Raw genomic sequence first — 15,874 nt, forward strand, 5'->3', positions numbered from 1 at the left:
TCCGTAGCCGCTTTAGTTGGGATGACCTGCTCAGAGTTAGGATTTGATCAAGGCGTGGAGATCATGTCCCAACTCAATCTTGACAACTTCCAGTTCACGGGCCAGCGTTTCTACAGGATCGAGAACGGCCGGCTGGCCGGGCAGCTGCGCGACGTGGCCTACCAGGCGACCACCACGGACTTCTGGCGCTCCATGGAGGCCGTCGGCGGTCCGCAGACGTACGTGCTCGGCGGCGCCTTCAACTGCGGCAAGGGCCAGCCGGGCCAGGTCGCGCCGGTCAGCCACGGCGCCCCCGCGGCGCTGTTCCGCGGCGTACGGATCCTCAACACCGTCCAGGAGGGTGGCAAGTGAGCGACGGGGTGACCACACCGCAGGAGACGGTGGAGCGGGCGCTCGCGCTGAGCGGGGCCGACGGCTGCGTCGTCATCGCGGACGAGGGCTCGACCGCCAATCTGCGCTTCGCCGGCAACACGCTGACGACCAACGGGGTCGCGCGCTCGTCCCGGCTCACCGTGATCTCCGTCGTGGGCGCCGGGGTGGGAGTCGTCTCGCGCTCCGCCGTACGCGCCGACCAGCTCGCGGACGTGGTGGCCGAGGCCGACCGCGCCGCGCGGGAGGCCCGGCCGTCGGAGGACGCCCGGGCGCTGGTGGAGGGAACCGCCGGCGAGGGCTGGGAGCGCCCGGTGGAGCCGACCTCCGTAGACGTGTTCAGGGACTTCGCCCCCGCGCTCGGCGAGGCGTTCGCCGCCGCCGACGCCTCCGGCCGCAGGCTGTACGGCTTCGCGGAACACATCGTGACCTCGACGTTCGTCGGCTCGTCCACCGGCCTGCGACTGCGCCACGACCAGCCGACCGGGCGGCTCGAACTGAACGCCAAGTCGGCGGACATGTCGAGTTCGGCGTGGACGGGTGTGGCCACCCGCGACTTCTCCGACGTGGACGTGGCCGCCCTGGACGAGACGCTCACCCGGCGGCTGGGCTGGGCGAAGCGGCGGATCAGCCTGGAGCCGGGCCGCTACGAGACGCTCCTGCCCGCGACCGCGGTCTCCGACCTGCTGATCTACCTGTACTGGGCGGCGGGCGCGCGGGACGCCTCCGACGGCCGCACGGTGTTCTCCCGGCCCGGCGGCGGCACCCGGGTGGGCGAGCGGCTGTCACCGCTGCCGATCTCGCTGCACAGCGACCCCGCGCGGGCCGGCGTCGAGTGCGCGCCCTTCGTCGTCGCCCACTCCTCCGGCCGGGAGCAGTCGGTCTTCGACAACGGCCTGCCCCTGACCCGCACCGAGTGGATCAGCGACGGCACCCTGGCCAACCTCGTGCAGACCCGGCACTCGGCCGAGCTGACCGGTCTCGCCACCACCCCGCAGATCGACAACCTGATCATGACGGGGCCCGAGGGCGGCCGCTCGCTGGAGGAGATGATCGCCTCGACCGAGCGGGGCCTGCTGCTGACCTGCCTGTGGTACATCCGCGAGGTCGACCCGCAGTCGCTGCTCCTGACCGGGCTGACCAGGGACGGCGTCTACCTCGTCGAGAACGGCGAGGTCGTGGGCGAGGTGAACAACTTCCGGTTCAACGAGTCGCCGGTGGACCTGCTCGGCCGCCTCACGGAGGTGGGCGCGAGCGAGCAGACACTGCCGCGCGAGTGGAACGACTGGTTCACCCGCGCCGTCATGCCACCGGTCCGCGTGCCCGACTTCAACATGTCGACGGTCAGCCAGGCCAGCTAGGAGTCACCGCACCCGGCGGGGTCGCGAGCCGCGCACGAACTTGGTCGACGGCGGTCTCGACGATCCCGTCGAGCGGTTCCGGCATCACCAGGCTGCCGGGACCGCGCATCGCCTCATTCGGCGTCCTCCAGGCGGAAGCCCACCTTCATGCCGACCTGGAAGTGGGCCACCTCGCCGTCCACGATGTGCCCGCGCACTTCGGTCACCTCGAACCAGTCCAGGTGCCGCAGCGTCTGGGCGGCCCGCCTGACGCCGTTGCGGATGGCCTGGTCGACGCTCTCGGCCGAAGTGCCCACTATCTCGGTCACCCGGTAGGTGCGATCCGACATCACGTCCTCCTGCCTGTGCCTGTGCCTGTCGCGTGATCGTAGCGCCGTGCGGGCGTCACCCCGCCTCACCCGGGGTCTACCGTGGAAACCGTGAATCCATGGCGCTGGTTGAGAAAAGACCGCCCGGTCGTTCACCAGGTGACGGACGCCCAGCCGTCGCTGACCGACGACGTGCGCAAGCGGGAGATCAGTTACCTCATCAAGATGGGCATCCGGCTCGTCTGCCTGATCCTGGCGGTGGCGGTACCGGCCCCCTGGCCCGTCAAGGCCCTGTTCGTCGCGGCGGCCGTTCTTTTGCCATACCTTGCCGTAATCGGGGCCAATCAGAGAGGTCACGAGCCTCCTCCGCCCCCCGGCTTTACCTCACCTGACCAAAGCGAGATACCACGCCATCGACGCGAGATCGGGTCGTGACAAAGTCTTGACGCAACCCATGGGTTGGAGGTGTACAGTTTAGCCAAGCGCTCTGGTCCCCCGTCGGAGCGCTGGTGCCGGCGTTCCGGGCCCCCGTCGGAACGCCGATGAAGCGGCGCCGGGTGGTTTGCCCCCGTAACCACCCGGCGTCGCCCTTTTTCCAAGACCTTTGCACGGACCTCACGGACCGGCCGTCGCGGTCGTCTTCCCTAGGAGACGGCCCTTCCGCCGAACGGCCCCCGGTGCCCGCTCTTCCCCTCCTGCGGCGCGCCGGGGCCGTGGCGGCAGTTGTCAGGAGCCGGGGGTGTCAGGAGCACGCGTGTCAGGAGTCGCGGGCGCCTCCGCGGTCGCCCGCGCCCAGTCCTTCGCCATCCGGGACAGCCGCTCCACCACGTCCGGCGGCGCGGTGCCGGCCCCCTGCGCCAGCCCCAGCAGGTAGGCGGTCAACGGGGCGGCCGGCCGCGCCACGCCGTGCGCCACGTCCCTGGTCAGGTCGAGCACCGCGGTCCGGTCCACCCGGGCGGGGTCGATGCCCAGCTCACGGCAGACCAGCGCCGTCCATTCCTCCAGCACGTTCACGCGCGTTCCCTTCACCCCATGTCCGACGGCCCGTTCGCGGGCCGCGCGGAGATCGTCGACGGTGTCGCAATCGAACCACGGCGGGATCTCGCCCGGCGCCACCGGCGGGCGCACGGGCACCGGCGCCAGCGGGCCGAGCAGCCCGCGCAGCGACCGCCCCCGGTATGCGCCGAGCGCCGCCCGCAGCGCCGCCGTCCGCCACGCCCCGGTGAGCCACTGCTCACGGCCCTCGTCGTCCACGAGCACCGCGCCCGCGCCGTCCTCGGGCACGGCCGCCAGGAGCGCCCCGACGTGACCGGCGGCGACGAACGGCAGGTCGGCGGCGAGCAGGACGACCAGCGGGGAGGTCACCTCGGCGAGCCCGGCACGCAGCGCCGGAACGGGCCCGCCGCCCGGCGGGTCCTCACGGGTGAACAGCACGCCCGGCATGTCCCTCGGCGGGCCCACCACGACGACGGCGCGGGCGTCGCGGACCGCCGCCGCCACGCGCTCGACCAGAGGCAGTCCGCCGACGAGCGCGCCCGGCTTGTCCGCCCCGCCGAGGCGCTCGGCCCGGCCCCCCGCCAGGATCACGGCGTCGTACGCCGCCGCTCCGGTCTCGATGCCGGTCTCGGGACGAGGACGCACGGCGGGCTCCAGGGTCTGCGGGGGCTCCGTCAGCCGCCGATGGCCGACATCGGACGGGCCGGCTGGAGGAACGCGGGGTCGTCGATGCCGTGCCCGGCCTTCTTCCTCCGCACCGCCGCGACCCATCGCTCCGCCAGGTCCTCGTCGGAGGCGCCCGAGCGCAGCGCCGTACGCAGGTCGGACTCCTCGGTGGCGAACAGGCAGTTGCGGACCTGGCCGTCGGCGGTGATCCGGACGCGGTCGCAGGCGCCGCAGAACGGCCGGGTGACCGAGCCGATCACGCCCACCCGCTGCGGGCCGCCGTCGACCAGGAACAGTTCGGCGGGGGCGCTGCCCCGTTCGCGCGGGTCGTCCTCGGTGAGGTCGAAGGACTCCTTAAGCAGCCCGAGGATCTCGTCGGCCGTGATCATGTCGTCGCGGCGCCAGCCGTGCTGGGCGTCGAGCGGCATCTGCTCGATGAAGCGCAGCTCGTATCCCCGGTCGAGGCAGTGGCGCAGCAGCGGCACGGCCTCGTGCTCGTTGACGCCGCGCATCAGCACCGCGTTGACCTTGACCGGCGTGAGCCCCGCCGCCGTCGCCGCGGCGAGCCCGTCCAGCACGTCGCGCAGCCGGTCGCGGTGCGCGAGCCGGACGAACACGTCACGGTCGAGCGTGTCCAGCGAGACGTTGACGCGGTCGAGACCGGCCCGCGCGAGCGGCTCCGCGAGGCGGGCCAGACCGATGCCGTTGGTCGTCAGCGACACCTGGGGACGCGGGCGCAGCGCGGTGGTCGCGGTGACGATCTCGACGAGTTCCCGCCGCAGCAGCGGCTCGCCACCGGTGAAGCGGACCTCCCGGATGCCTAGCCGCTCCACGCCGACCGTCACCAGGCGGACGATCTCCTCGCCGGTGAGCAGCTCCGGCTTGGGCAGCCAGTCGAGGCCCTCGGGCGGCATGCAGTACGCGCACCGCAGGTTGCACCGGTCGGTCAGCGACACCCTCAAATCGGTCGCGACCCGGCCGAACGAGTCAACCAGCACGAGAGGACCTCCAACCCCCAGAGAGCCTCAAGCCTAAGCCCTGCCGTCATGACGGCGACAACCTCGCCGTCCCCGCCCTGATTCCCGACCGGGCACGGGCCGGCTCCGCCGCCGTGCTCGCGGCTTTCCCGGGGGCCTTCCGCCGCCCTGTCTCCGCGACGCCCCCGCCTGCCCGCCTTCAGGATCCGGAGGACATCCCCCACACGTGCCAGGTGTCGATCTTGATCCAGCCGCTCACCCTCGGCCGTTCGCGGTTCGGGTACGGCTCACCCGTGTAGTGGACGGCGAGGCGGTCGATGTCCTCCAGGTCCGGGTCCTCCTCCAGCGACACCACCCGTCCCTGCAGGCTGACGTGGCGGTACCAGCCGTCGGAGTCGAGCACCGTCAGCGACACCCGCGGGTCTTGGCGCAGGTAGCCCAGCCGCTTGCGACCGGCGTCCATGTTCACCAGAACCCTGCCGTCCTGCCACAGATACCAGGTGGCCACGGAGACCGGCGCGCCGTCCGGGCGGACGGTGCTGATGACGCAGGGATTGGGGCGGGCGAGCAGTTCGACGACGTGCTCGGGCAGAGCGCCACGGGACATGGACGGAGACCTTTCCATAGCAGGGCCGCGTGGGCGGCCGGTTCAGACGCCGGTGTCACGGGCCCGCGCGTAGTGCCGGGCGGCCTTGACCCGGTTGCCGCACAGGGACATGGAGCACCAGCGGCGGGTGCCGTTGCGGGACGTGTCGAGAAAGTAGCGGATGCAGTCCGGCTGGGCGCACAGGCGGATGCGCTCGGGAGCCGCGGCCAGCAGGTTTAGGTAGTCGCGGACGGCGGTCCATGCCGCCCCCCATGCCGGGTCGTCGAACTCCGTCGTCTCGCCGGGTCCCTCCGCCGTCAGGGTGAGCCGGACACGGCCGCGCGCGAGGACGTCGTCGGCCTGCCGGTAGACCGCGGGTCCCCCGGGGCCGGCGGCCAGCGCGGCCAGCACGTCGCGCGCGTGGACGACCGCCTCCAGCGACTCCTCGTCCGCGGCGAATCGGTCCGCCAGCCCGTGGCCGGCCAGCCACACGCGCAGGCCGGAGGGCGAGTCGAGCAGGTCGTGCAGCCGGCCGTGCTCCTTCCACCGGGTGTTCAGCAGGTCGAGCGCGAGGGGCTCCCGCGCGAACGGACGCGGGTCGGCCTCGGCCATGGCGACATCCTCCAACCACCGCTCACTCTAACCACTCAATCATAGATGACCGGTTGCAGCGCCTCATTTCTAACCCTTAAGTCGGCGAAGACGGTTATAGGGAACACGGCGAGCGCTCGGGAGAGGGTTCATGTCACTGCCGGTCACAGGGGCGAAGGCGCCCGCGGGAGGGAACTCGTGAGGGCTGCGCGAGTGGGGCCTGCTCGTCAGCGTCTGCGCCGCGTTCTTCCTCGACGCGCTCGACAACATCATGGTCGGCATCGCGGTGCCGCCGATCCAGGCGGACCTCGGGATGACCACCGAGTCCGTGCAGTGGGTCGTGAGCGCGTACGTTCTCGGCTTCGGCGGCTTCCCGCTGCTCGGCGGGCGCATGGCGGACCTGCTGGGCCGTCGCCGCATGTTCCTCGCGGGTGTCGCCGTCTTCGCCGCCGGATCGCTGGCCGGCGGTGTCACCGGCGAGGGACTGGTCGTGATCGTCGCCCGGTTCGTCATGGGCGTCGGCGCCGCGTTCACCGCCCCGGCCGGCCTGTCCATCATCGTCACCGGCTTCGCCGAAGGCCCGCCGCGCAACCGCGCGCTGGGCGTCTACACCGCGTGCGGCGCGGTCGGCTACTCGACCGGCGTCATCGTGGGCGGCTCGCTCACCGAGATCAGCTGGCGCTGGACGTTCCTGCTCCCGGTCGCCGTGGCGCTCATCGCGTTCGCCGGCGCCCTGTCGCTCGTGCCGCGCGACGTCGCGCCCGGCCTGGCGCGGGGGCCCGTTCGACCTCGCCGGCGCCGTCACCGTGACGGCCGCGATGCTGCTGCTCGTCTACGGCATCGTCGAGGCGCCCACCGCGGGGTGGACGTCGCCGCGCACCCTGGGGATGTTCACCGCCTCCATGATGCTCCTGGCCTTCGTCGTCATCGAGCGCCGGACGGCCCAGCCCCTGCTGCGCCTGGGCATGTTGCGCAACGGCGCGCTGGTGGGCGCGAGCCTGGTCGCGGCGGCGATCCTCGGCACCTACATGAGCTTCCAGTTCATCGGAGGCCTCTATCTGCAGTCGCTGCGCGGCTGGTCGCCGATGCAGATGGCGCTGGCCTTCCTGCCCGTCGGCCTGCTCATCGCGGCGATCGCGCCGCGGGCCCGGCACGCTGATCTCGAGGTTCGGGGTCCGATGGATGATCTTCGCGGGATTCGTCGCCTACACCGCGTCGTACCTGCTCTTCCTGCGGATCGGCGAGCGGCGCCGCCGCGACCCTGTCCGGCTACCACAACGGTCTTCACGTCGTCACCGGCGTCTCCGCCGCGACCATGCTGCTCACGCTCGTCGCGGCGTTGCGCGCCCCGGCACGGCGCTCCCGGCCGGCCGTGACGCGGGCGACGCCGTGACCGCGGCGCGGCGGGCCGATGGCACGGGAGCGAGCGGGGTCAGCGGTCGCGGCGGCGCTCGACGCGCTTGCGGCGGGCGACCTCGCGCCGGTGCTCGGCCAGCGCCCGCTCGCGTTCGCGCCGGTCCACCCGCGCCTCGCCCTTGCTCTTCTCCATCTCGAGCCGCAGCGCCTCCTGCGCGGCCGTGCCGCGCCGCGTGACCCTGGCCGCCGCGCGGGCGGCCAGCTTGGCCGCGCGTTTGGGGTTGACCCGCCGCTCCCCGCGCGCGTCCACCGGTACGGCGGGGGCGGCCTCGGCGCGTTCGAGCAGGGCGACCCCGTGCCGCATGAGGAACGCGTACAACTCGGGGCCGGTGGGCTCGGAGCCGAGGACGAACCGGGTCGCGCGCAGCTCGCCGTCCTCGACGATCTCCAGGACGCCCACCCAGAACGGGTTCTCGAAGTACACGGACAGGGATACCACGATGCCCTCCACAGGTATGCCGACAGGCGGCTTGGCGAAGCCGCTTTCCGGCACACCGGACATCCTCCGAGGCTCCCCGAGGGGACACGAGAGGCGGATACGGAAACCGCCGGGCCCGAAGGCCGGCGGGCGCCCGGGCTACCAACCGGGACCGCGTTTTCGTGTGCGTGCCCCAGCGTAACGGCGGCGTCCCCGAAACGGCCATCGCCTTTCCTGGCACCGCCCGCGGCGTGGGGCAGACTGAGGCCATGGAGCCGATCTCTCTCGACGTGCGGGCCGGGGAGCTACTCGAGCGCGCCGCCGCCGCTTCCAGCGGGCGCGCGGCCGACAGCGTGTACGGCGGCCACGAGCACGCACTGCGCCAGACGCTGCTCGCCCTCACCGCCGGGACCGGGCTCGCCGAACACGAGAGCCCGGGTGAGGCGACCCTGCTGGTGCTGCACGGTCATGTGCGGCTGAGCAGCGGCGGCGCCTCCTGGGAGGGGCGGTCCGGGGACCTGCTCGCCGTTCCCGGCGCGCGGCACGCGCTCGACGCCGTCGAGGACAGCGCGGTCCTGCTCACCGTCGTGAAACGCCCCTGATCACTCCGCCCGGCGGCCCCGGCGGTTCCCCGGCCACGCGGCGCGGACGGGGAGGAACCGTTACACGGCCAGGAGGAAGCAGCCCAGCGCGAGCAGCGACAGGACCTTAACGACCTCCAGCGCCACGTAGTACAGGTGCGCCCTCGACCTGTTCCGCGCCGGGTCCTCGCCGGACAGGACGCGGTCGGACCTGCGGTTGAGCGGCGGGCGTACGGCGGCGATCTGAACCACCAGGACGGCCGCTGTGAGGGCCGTGAGCGCCACCACGGCGGGCCCGGGCGAGCCGGTCGCGACCGCCGCGATCACGACGACCGCCAGCGCGGCCTCGGCGGCGTTGAGGGCGCGGAAGACGAGCCGTCCGATGCCGAGCCCGATCGGGATCGTCACACCGGGGGCGCGGAACTTCAGCGGCGCCTCCAGGAAGGAGATCGCCAGCACCATCCCGAGCCAGACGAAGGCGGCCGCGCCGCCCACGGCGGCCGAGGCGGGGTTCATCGTCGTTCTCCTCTCGCGCACGCGAACCGGCCGGGGCGCTCCGGGCGTAGTCCCACCGGTCACGGCTCGCGCCGCCGCCCTAGCCAAGCGTTCCACGCGTCCCGCCCGGTTCCCGCGTCAGGGTCGCGCACGGCGCTCGTCACCCGTACCGCGAACACGGGCTCGGTCGCTTCGAGCCTGCCGGAGGTCATCGCCAGCCGGTCCGCTGCCGCAGCCAGGCGAGCGCCACCCGCCCCTGTGCGAGCTGGAACGCGCGGAGCGTGGGCAGACCGGGCGGCGGGGGGAGGTGTCCCCGCTGCAGGAAGAAGCCGGTCACCGCGGCCAGGACCGCGGTGACCGCGTCGCCGTCCGCCTTCGCCGCGACCGGGTGGCCGTCGAAGACCTCGGCCGGCTGCGGGCCCCCCTGCATGGTCACGCTGGGCAGCATGTGCAGCAGGTCGAACCACCGTGTGCTCAGGCACGCCCAGGGCCAGTCGACGACGACCACTTCCCCGTCCGCCGTGAGCAGCAGGTTGTCAGCCCGCAGGTCGGCGTGGGCGAGCGTGTCACCCTCCGCCGCCGCCTCCCACACGGCTTCCAGTTCCGCCAGCCGGTCCAGGTGGCGCCGGGCCCACGCGGCATCGGGTCCGTCCATGCCGAGGCCATCCGGCCCCGCCGCCAGAAGCCGCCAACCCCGGTAGTCCTCCCCGAGCCGCTCGGCGGCGGACGGGACGGCCACGGGCGCGGGGGTGAGCGACTCGGCCAGCCCGGCCATCACCCCGAGCACGAGGTCGAGCTCCGCCGGGACCCAGGGCTGGGCGGGCTGCCGCCCCACGACGTCCTCGAACAGCAGCACCACCCAGTCGTCCTCGTCGAAGGACGCGAGCAGCCGGGGCGCGGGCGCGGTCGCCGGCAGCGCGGCGGCCACCCGGGCCTCCGACCGGTGCATGCCGGGGCTGATCGGATTCGGCTCGGGCCCGACCGCCTTGACGAACGCCCTGCCGCCACCCGCGAGCCGCAGACGGGCCGCCACCCCCGGGGAGAAGCCGCCGGGCTGCGTGACGGCCTCGGTCACGCGGTCGCCCAGGTGCGTCTCGACGGCCAGCCGCAGGTGCGCGGGCACCGCGGTCCACGGCAGTCGTACGCCTCTGGCGGGCGGAGGCGGGCCGTCCTCACCGGGACGGCGACGCCGCTCCTCCCCCTGGCCGCCGGGCTTACGGGAATCGTCGCGCATTGCGGCATGATGCGCGGCGGGCGGGTAGGGCGGCAAACGACTTTCCGCGCGATATTCGGTTGGGATTCCCGCCGCGTCCCGGCACAGTGGATCTCGATCGAGGAGGAGAACCACCATGCCGAAGCACATCGCCCCGAAGGTGCTGTCCTGGGCGAGCGAGATCGACGACGGGACGATCGACCAGGCCGCCCGGGCGGCGCGCCTGCCGTTCGTGCCCAATCACGTCGCGCTCATGCCCGACGCGCACGTGGGCATCGGCGCGACGGTCGGCTCCGTGATCCCCACGGAGGGCGCGATCATCCCGTCCGCCGTCGGCGTGGACATCGGCTGCGGCATGGTCGCGACCGAGACCACGCTCACCGCCGCCGACCTGCCCGACTCGCTCGACCCGCTGATGCGGCTGGTGGAGCGGCGCATCCCGGCGGGTGTGGGCAAGGGGCACGACGACCGCGCGGTGGACCGCGCGCTCGGCGAGCTGGGCCGGCCGCACACCTCCCTGACGCCGAAGCAGGAGAACACGGTCGCCTGCCAGTTCGGCACCCTCGGCTCGGGCAACCACTTCGTGGAGGTCTGCCTCGACGAGCGCGACCGGGTCTGGACCGTCCTGCACTCGGGCTCGCGCGGGATCGGCAACCAGCTCGCCACCGCGCACATCAACGGCGCGAAGCGGCTCATGCGCAGCCTGGCCATCGGGCTGGAGGACTACGACCTCGCCTACTTCACCCAGGGCACCCCGGAGTTCACGGCGTACATCGAGGACATGCTGTGGGCGCAGCGGTACGCGATGGCGTCCCGCGCGCGGATGGACAGGGTGCTGAACGAGGCGCTGTTCCGCGTCGTCGGGGCCGGCACCCGGGTCCGGACGATCAACTGCCACCACAACTTCACCCAGATGGAGAGCCATCAGGGCAAGGAGCTGTGGATCACCCGTAAGGGAGCGATCAAGGCGGACGTCGGGGACGAGGGCGTCATCCCGGGCTCGATGGGCACCCGGTCCTACATCGTGCGCGGGCGGGGCAACCCGCTGTCGTACAACTCCTGTTCGCACGGTGCGGGACGCAGGATGTCCAGGAGCCGGGCCAAGCGCGAGCTGTCGCCGGCATCGCTGAAGGAGGCGATGCGCGGCCGGACCTGGAACTCCGACCGGGCCGCCGCGCTGGTCGACGAGCACCCCGAGGCGTACAAGCCGATCGACCAGGTGATGGCGGACCAGAAGGACCTCGTGGAGGTCCGGCACACGCTGCGCCAGGTGTTCAACTACAAGGGATGAGCCGCCGGGCGCGGCCGTTCCGCCCCCACCGTCTCTCGGGGCACGGCCGCGCCGGCCGGACGCAGGACGAAACCGCTCGCCACCCGGGCCGGGATCCGGTACGGCGAGACGGTGAGGTCCTGCTCCGGCACGGTGTAGTCCAGCCGGGCCAGCCGCGGCGCGAGGGCCTCCAGCAGGCCCACCGCGACCGGCTCGCCCGGGCACCGGTGTCCGGCCGCCGGGTCGCCCCCGCCCTGCGGGATCAGGTCGTACGGGCCGATCTCCCGACCGACGAAGCGTCGCGGGTCGAACGCGCACGGGTTCGGCCAGAGCGCCGGGTCGTGGTTCTGGCCCCAGATGTCGAGCAGCACGAGCCAGTCGGCCAGGATCGGCTCGCCCTTCCAGGTGAGGTCCTTGACGGCCTTCCCCGCGACGAACGGCGCGAAGGGGTAGAAGCGCCGCACCTCGTGGGCGAACGCCTCGGCGTAGGCGCCGTCGGCGTCCTCGGTCAGGCGGACGCGGTTGACCGGCCAGCAGTGCAGCGCGTGCGCGGCGAACGTGAGGAACCAGCTCACGGCCACAGTGGGGCGCACCAGGTTGAGCAGTTCGACCGCCGCGATCCGGGGCGCGAGCGGTTCTCCGTCGGGCTCACGGTGGCGGGCGGCCACGGCGAGCGCCGAGGTGTCCGGCGCCCGCAGCGCGCCACGCCGCACGTCCTCGACCAGTCCCGCCAGCCAGGCCTCGCGGCGCCCGCGCGCCGCGCGGGCCCGCCAGTGCCGCGGGCCGGGCGACCCGAAGCCGTCGACCAACGCGACGAGGTCGGCGGCGAGCGGCCCGGTCTCCTCCTCGGTGAGCGGGATGCCGGCCCATCGGCACGCTCCCCGGGTGATGACGCGGGCGGCCTCGTCGAAGAGCACGACGTGTCCCCTGTCCGGCCAGGTGGTCACCGCCGCGTCCCACGCCGCGGTGGTCTCCTCCACCAGGGCGGCGACGCTCTGCGGCGTCATGAGCGACATGAACATGCCCTTGCGCGCCCGGTGCGCGGCCTGGTCCAGCGTGTGCACGGCGCCGTGGCCGAACAACGTGCTCTTGATCGGCTCGGGCAGCGCGGGTGCCCGCTGGACGTGGTCGTCGTCGTAGAAGAAGCGGACGGCGTCCGGCCCGCGCAGCACGACGGCGCGCTGGCCCATCAGCCGGGTGTGGACCATCTCTCCCTGGGTCTCCCGCCATCGGGCCGGCAGCCAGGCGTAGCCCTCGAGCAGCAGGAGCAGCGTGGTGTCGAGCAGCGGCATACGTCCTGACTGCCCGCGTCCGTCCCGGAGAAACGGGTCCGGTCCGTCCGGCCGGGAGCCGGACGGACCGGTGCGAGGGTCAGCCCCGGATGCAGGTGCCGCCGTTCAGCGTGAAGCCGGTGGGATCGGGGTTGGCGCCCGTGTGGGAGCCGTTGAAGCCGATCCGCAGGGACCCGCCACCCGGGATCACCGAGTTCCAGGACATGGCCGCGGCGGTGACGTCCTTGCCGGACTGGGACCAGGTGGCCGACCAGCCACTGATGACCTTCTGCCCGGCGTCCGGGAGGACGAAGCGCAGCCTCCAGTTGTTCATCGGCGTCTGGCCCAGGTTGATGATCTTCACGGTGGCCGCGAAGCCGCCGCTCCACGACCACGCCGTGTACTCGATCTTGCAGCTGACCGGCGGCGGCGAGTAGGTGGGGTAGCCGCCCGTAGCCGTGGCCGTCACCAGGTCGGACGGCAGGCTGAGATTGCCCGCCGCGTCCTTGGCCACCATGAAGTAGACGTACGACTGGCCGGTGACGAGGTTGCCCTCGGTGAAGTGCGTGCCGATGGGCGTGCCCACCCGCGCCCAGCCGACGGAGGTGCGCCGGTACACGTCGTAGCCCGTGACCCCGACGTCGTCGGTGGACGGCGTCCAGCAGAACGACGTCCCCTTGAAGTCGGGCAGGCAGTTGGCCTGTATGCCGGTCGGCTTGGTCGGCGGCGTCGTGTCGCCCGTGGGCGGGGTCGGCGTCGCGTTCGCGCCGGAGACCGCCGGGGTGCTGAGCAGCTCGGAGGGCCGGCTGGTGTTTCCGGCGGCGTCCTTGGCGACGACGTAGAAGGTGTAGGTCCGGCCGTGAACCAGCCCGGGGACGACGGCCGTCGTCCGCGAGGTGGAGGCCACCTCGAAGAAGCCGTTGTCCCTGAGGAGGAACACCTTGTACTCGGTGGTGTCGTCGGAGGACGCCGTCCAGCACAGGCCGACCACGCCCTGGAAGCTCCCGCTCGGGGGCGGGGGCGGCGGGCACGCCCGCAGGTCGCCCGGGGCCGTCGGCGGCGTCACGTCCGCCCCCGGCGAGGGCGACGGCGTCGGTGAGACCGTGGTCAGCGCACGGACGGCCTGCGCGCCGGCCGTGCTGCCCGCGAGCACGGGCGGCGCGGTGATGTTGGCCGCCAGCAGCGCGGCGGCGACGGCGCCCGCCGCCGCCCACGCGGCCGGCCATGACAGTCTGGGCACGCTTCCACCTCTTCCGAGAACGAAGATCCGCCGACGATGTCGCCCGGATCATCGGTCGGCCGTGCGGGCCCGTCAAAGGACCGGTCCCGTCCCCGCCGGTCGTGCCGTAAGAATTGTGAAACTTTCAGCGGGGCGGGCCGTCGCTACCGTGGCGAGATGAAGATCATGGTCACCGGCTCGGCCGGCTTCATCGGGAGCCGCGTCGCCGCTCTGCTGCGGGACGCCGGGCACGAGGTTCGGGAATTCGACCTGCGCGGCGGCTCGGGCGTCACCGCGGGTGATGTGCGGGACGAGGACGCCGTCGGCCGCGCGCTCGCCGGAGCCGACGCCGTCGTGCACCAGGCGGCCAAGGTCGGCCTCGGCGTCGACGTGTCCGATCTGCCGGCGTACGTGTCGGTCAACGCGCTCGGGACCGCGGTGCTGCTCGCCGCGATGGCGCGGCGCGGGGTCGCCCGGCTGGTCCTGGCGTCGTCGATGGTGATCTACGGCGAGGGCGTCTACGACTGCGCGGAGCACGGCCCCGTGCGTCCCGGCCCCCGGGCCGCGACGGACCTGGCCGCCGGCCGGTTCGAACCGGCGTGCCCGCGCTGCGGGCGGGCGGTGACGCCGGGGACCGTGGACGAGGACGTCCCGCCCGATCCGCGCAACGCGTACGCCACGAGCAAGCTCGCCCAGGAACACCTGGCGGCCGGCTGGGCCCGCGAGACCGGCGGCGCGGCGATCGCCCTGCGGTACCACAACGTGTACGGGCCGGGCATGCCGCGCGACACCCCCTACTCGGGCGTGGCCGCGATCTTCCGGTCCGCGCTGGAGGCCGGGCGGGCGCCGCTGGTGTTCGAGGACGGCGGGCAGCGCAGGGACTTCGTCCACGTCGGGGACGTGGCGGCGGCCAACCTCGCCGCACTCGACGCGCTGGGGTCCGCCCCGCCCGGCGGGCTCCGCGCGTACAACGTGGCCAGCGGCGAGCCCCGCACGATCGGCGACCTCGCGACCGCGCTCAGCGCGGCGCGGGGCGGACCGGCCCCCGAGGTCACCGGCCGTTACCGGCTCGGCGACGTGCGGCACATCGTGGCCTCCCCTGACCGCGCCGCCGCCGAGCTGGGTTTCCGGGCGCGGATCCGCTTCGCCGACGGCATGCGCGAGTTCGCCCACGCCCCGCTGGGGACGGCGGGCTGAGTCACCAGGGCGACCGGACGAACCCCTGCAGCAGCAGGCCTGCCGCCGCCTGCGCGGCGAGCAGGCGGCCGCCTCCCGTGTGCCCCGCTCCCGTGTGCCCCGCTCCCGTGTGCCCTGCTCCCGTGCGCCCTCCGAGGGCGGCGACCCACAGGGCGTACGGCAGCCAGATCCGCTCCACCTCGCCCCTGGTGACGCCGCTGACGTCGAGGGCGAGCACCGCGGCCAGCGCCGCCAGCGGCAGGATCCGGTCGCGGGCCCGTCCGGGCGCCACGAGCCCGGCGGCGGTGGCGGGACCGGTGACCAGGGCGAGCACGGCCAGGTTCGCGACCAGGAAATACAGGTACGGCCGGGCCGCGCCGGGGTCGGCCGCCCACTCGGCGTGGGTGGCGAGCACACCGGCCGGCCACCAGAACCCGCCGGCGGCGAACAGGGCGCTCACCGCGGCCATCCCGGCCAGACAGGCGGCCACGGTCGTCCGCGGCACTCCGGCCGCGACCGCCGCGACGAGGGGGACGAGCAGGTACGGCACCAGGCCGTAGCTGAGGTAGGGCAGCGCGCCCAGGGCCAGCCCCGCGCCGAGGCCGAGCGCCACCCGGCCCGCCCGGCTCCGCGCGCCGAACACCAGCAGCGCCGTCCCCCACGCGCCCACGCCCGCGAAGAACGCGTCCATGGTCGTCGCGATCCACACCGCCGCCGGGGACAGGGCGAGATACGGCAGCGCGCGCCGGGCCGCCTCCTCCCCCGCGACGCGCCGGACGGCCAGCCCGATCGCGGCCGTGGCCGAGCATCCCGTCACGACCACGATGAGGGCCGCCCAGAACGGTCCCGGCAGCCCGGCGGCCGCCAGCGTCCACAGCACCAGTACCGGCAGCGGCGGATGGCCGCGCACGTGCGTGGGGTAGGCCGGCAGGTCGCGGGTGAAGCGGGCCAGCCAGCCCAG

At 73.4% G+C, this 15,874-nt stretch carries 17 protein-coding genes and 2 pseudogenes; 8 read left to right on the forward strand and 11 right to left on the reverse strand.

The genetic code is table 11. The features are described 5' to 3' along the window. Positions 1–351, forward strand: a 351-nt coding sequence (locus AB0J39_RS30910) for a metallopeptidase TldD-related protein (protein WP_363471219.1), incomplete at its 5' end; no start/stop codon positions are given. Beyond that, complete coding sequence (locus AB0J39_RS30915) at positions 348–1,730, forward strand: metallopeptidase TldD-related protein (protein WP_363471221.1); 1,383 nt, start codon at positions 348–350, stop codon at positions 1,728–1,730. The genes AB0J39_RS30910 and AB0J39_RS30915, both read left to right, overlap by 4 nt. A 113-nt stretch (positions 1,731–1,843) precedes the next feature. Here AB0J39_RS30915 and AB0J39_RS30920 read toward each other — a convergent pair whose 3' ends face one another. Further along, complete coding sequence (locus AB0J39_RS30920) at positions 1,844–2,059, reverse strand: dodecin (protein ID WP_079314915.1); 216 nt, start codon at positions 2,057–2,059, stop codon at positions 1,844–1,846. A 90-nt stretch (positions 2,060–2,149) separates the two neighbouring features. On the opposite strand from AB0J39_RS30920, the gene AB0J39_RS30925 reads away from it, so the two are divergent. Continuing rightward, entirely contained in the window at positions 2,150–2,473 is a 324-nt protein-coding gene (locus tag AB0J39_RS30925; RefSeq protein ID WP_363471224.1) for a DUF3099 domain-containing protein, read from the forward strand. Positions 2,474–2,764: 291 nt separating this feature from the next. Here the strand turns inward: AB0J39_RS30925 and AB0J39_RS30930 are convergent, their stop codons facing one another. The 4 genes from AB0J39_RS30930 to AB0J39_RS30945 all read right to left on the reverse strand — a co-directional run bounded on the left by AB0J39_RS30930 (position 2,765) and on the right by AB0J39_RS30945 (position 5,875). Further along, a complete protein-coding gene (locus AB0J39_RS30930) occupies positions 2,765–3,679 on the reverse strand; it encodes an NTP transferase domain-containing protein (RefSeq protein WP_363471226.1) in 915 nt (304 codons plus the stop codon). A 29-nt stretch (positions 3,680–3,708) separates the two neighbouring features. Then, positions 3,709–4,698 (reverse strand): GTP 3',8-cyclase MoaA, encoded by a 990-nt coding sequence (moaA, locus tag AB0J39_RS30935; protein ID WP_363471228.1) that lies wholly within the window; start codon positions 4,696–4,698, stop codon positions 3,709–3,711. Between the two features lie 178 nt (positions 4,699–4,876). Further along, positions 4,877–5,284, reverse strand: coding sequence for a PPOX class F420-dependent oxidoreductase (locus AB0J39_RS30940; RefSeq protein ID WP_363471230.1), 408 nt, complete (start codon positions 5,282–5,284; stop codon positions 4,877–4,879). A 42-nt stretch (positions 5,285–5,326) separates the two neighbouring features. Then, on the reverse strand, positions 5,327–5,875 hold the full coding sequence (locus tag AB0J39_RS30945; protein WP_363471232.1) for a CGNR zinc finger domain-containing protein: 549 nt from the start codon (positions 5,873–5,875) through the stop codon (positions 5,327–5,329). A gap of 250 nt (positions 5,876–6,125) precedes the next feature. Between AB0J39_RS30945 and AB0J39_RS30950 the strand changes: the two are divergent. Further along, a pseudogene (locus tag AB0J39_RS30950) lies at positions 6,126–6,584 on the forward strand (MFS transporter); the annotation flags it as partial. A gap of 88 nt (positions 6,585–6,672) precedes the next feature. Beyond that, entirely contained in the window at positions 6,673–7,230 is a 558-nt protein-coding gene (locus AB0J39_RS30955) for a hypothetical protein (RefSeq protein WP_363471250.1), read from the forward strand. A gap of 56 nt (positions 7,231–7,286) precedes the next feature. Here AB0J39_RS30955 and AB0J39_RS30960 read toward each other — a convergent pair whose 3' ends face one another. Next, positions 7,287–7,709: a YjdF family protein gene (locus tag AB0J39_RS30960; protein ID WP_363471234.1), complete on the reverse strand. Its 423-nt coding sequence runs from the start codon at positions 7,707–7,709 to the stop codon at positions 7,287–7,289. Positions 7,710–7,957: 248 nt separating this feature from the next. On the opposite strand from AB0J39_RS30960, the gene AB0J39_RS30965 reads away from it, so the two are divergent. Next, the gene (locus AB0J39_RS30965) at positions 7,958–8,290 is read left to right on the forward strand and encodes a cupin domain-containing protein (protein WP_363471236.1); all 333 of its coding nucleotides are present in this window, start codon (positions 7,958–7,960) and stop codon (positions 8,288–8,290) included. A 60-nt stretch (positions 8,291–8,350) separates the two neighbouring features. Here AB0J39_RS30965 and AB0J39_RS30970 read toward each other — a convergent pair whose 3' ends face one another. Together AB0J39_RS30970 and AB0J39_RS30975 are read right to left on the reverse strand one after the other, a co-directional pair. Continuing rightward, complete coding sequence (locus AB0J39_RS30970; RefSeq protein WP_363471238.1) at positions 8,351–8,785, reverse strand: hypothetical protein; 435 nt, start codon at positions 8,783–8,785, stop codon at positions 8,351–8,353. A gap of 187 nt (positions 8,786–8,972) precedes the next feature. Continuing rightward, entirely contained in the window at positions 8,973–9,998 is a 1,026-nt protein-coding gene (locus AB0J39_RS30975; protein ID WP_363471240.1) for a phosphotransferase, read from the reverse strand. A 115-nt stretch (positions 9,999–10,113) separates the two neighbouring features. On the opposite strand from AB0J39_RS30975, the gene AB0J39_RS30980 reads away from it, so the two are divergent. Then, entirely contained in the window at positions 10,114–11,268 is a 1,155-nt protein-coding gene (locus tag AB0J39_RS30980; protein WP_363471242.1) for an RtcB family protein, read from the forward strand. On the opposite strand, the gene AB0J39_RS30985 is transcribed toward AB0J39_RS30980, so the two are convergent. Both AB0J39_RS30985 and AB0J39_RS30990 read right to left on the reverse strand, forming a co-directional pair. Then, complete coding sequence (locus tag AB0J39_RS30985; RefSeq protein ID WP_363471244.1) at positions 11,256–12,539, reverse strand: cytochrome P450; 1,284 nt, start codon at positions 12,537–12,539, stop codon at positions 11,256–11,258. The two genes, AB0J39_RS30980 and AB0J39_RS30985, sit on opposite strands and share 13 nt — an antisense overlap. 79 nt (positions 12,540–12,618) lie before the next feature. Next, a complete protein-coding gene (locus tag AB0J39_RS30990) occupies positions 12,619–13,758 on the reverse strand; it encodes a cellulose binding domain-containing protein (RefSeq protein WP_363471246.1) in 1,140 nt (379 codons plus the stop codon). Between the two features lie 156 nt (positions 13,759–13,914). Here AB0J39_RS30990 and AB0J39_RS30995 point away from each other — a divergent pair, with 156 nt between their 5' ends. Beyond that, positions 13,915–14,934, forward strand: coding sequence for an NAD-dependent epimerase/dehydratase family protein (locus AB0J39_RS30995; RefSeq protein WP_363471248.1), 1,020 nt, complete (start codon positions 13,915–13,917; stop codon positions 14,932–14,934). 1 nt (position 14,935) lies between these two features. Here the strand turns inward: AB0J39_RS30995 and AB0J39_RS31000 are convergent. Then, positions 14,936–15,874: pseudogene (locus AB0J39_RS31000) on the reverse strand (hypothetical protein); the annotation flags it as partial.

The organism is Microbispora sp. NPDC049633, from assembly GCF_040675265.1.
In the GTDB taxonomy this organism is placed as follows: domain Bacteria; phylum Actinomycetota; class Actinomycetes; order Streptosporangiales; family Streptosporangiaceae; genus Microbispora; species Microbispora maris.

Excerpts from the sequence above, each read along its gene's own strand:
- AB0J39_RS30920 (WP_079314915.1), bottom strand. The coding sequence starts at position 2,059 with ATGTCGGATCGCACCTACCGGGTGACCGAGATAGTGGGCACTTCGGCC.
- AB0J39_RS30940 (WP_363471230.1), bottom strand. The coding sequence starts at position 5,284 with ATGTCCCGTGGCGCTCTGCCCGAGCACGTCGTCGAACTGCTCGCCCGC.
- AB0J39_RS30945 (WP_363471232.1), bottom strand. The coding sequence starts at position 5,875 with ATGGCCGAGGCCGACCCGCGTCCGTTCGCGCGGGAGCCCCTCGCGCTC.
- AB0J39_RS30955 (WP_363471250.1), top strand. The coding sequence starts at position 6,673 with ATGCTGCTGCTCGTCTACGGCATCGTCGAGGCGCCCACCGCGGGGTGG.
- AB0J39_RS30965 (WP_363471236.1), top strand. The coding sequence starts at position 7,958 with ATGGAGCCGATCTCTCTCGACGTGCGGGCCGGGGAGCTACTCGAGCGC.
- AB0J39_RS30970 (WP_363471238.1), bottom strand. The coding sequence starts at position 8,785 with ATGAACCCCGCCTCGGCCGCCGTGGGCGGCGCGGCCGCCTTCGTCTGG.
- AB0J39_RS30975 (WP_363471240.1), bottom strand. The coding sequence starts at position 9,998 with ATGCGCGACGATTCCCGTAAGCCCGGCGGCCAGGGGGAGGAGCGGCGT.
- AB0J39_RS30980 (WP_363471242.1), top strand. The coding sequence starts at position 10,114 with ATGCCGAAGCACATCGCCCCGAAGGTGCTGTCCTGGGCGAGCGAGATC.
- AB0J39_RS30985 (WP_363471244.1), bottom strand. The coding sequence starts at position 12,539 with ATGCCGCTGCTCGACACCACGCTGCTCCTGCTGCTCGAGGGCTACGCC.
- AB0J39_RS30995 (WP_363471248.1), top strand. The coding sequence starts at position 13,915 with ATGAAGATCATGGTCACCGGCTCGGCCGGCTTCATCGGGAGCCGCGTC.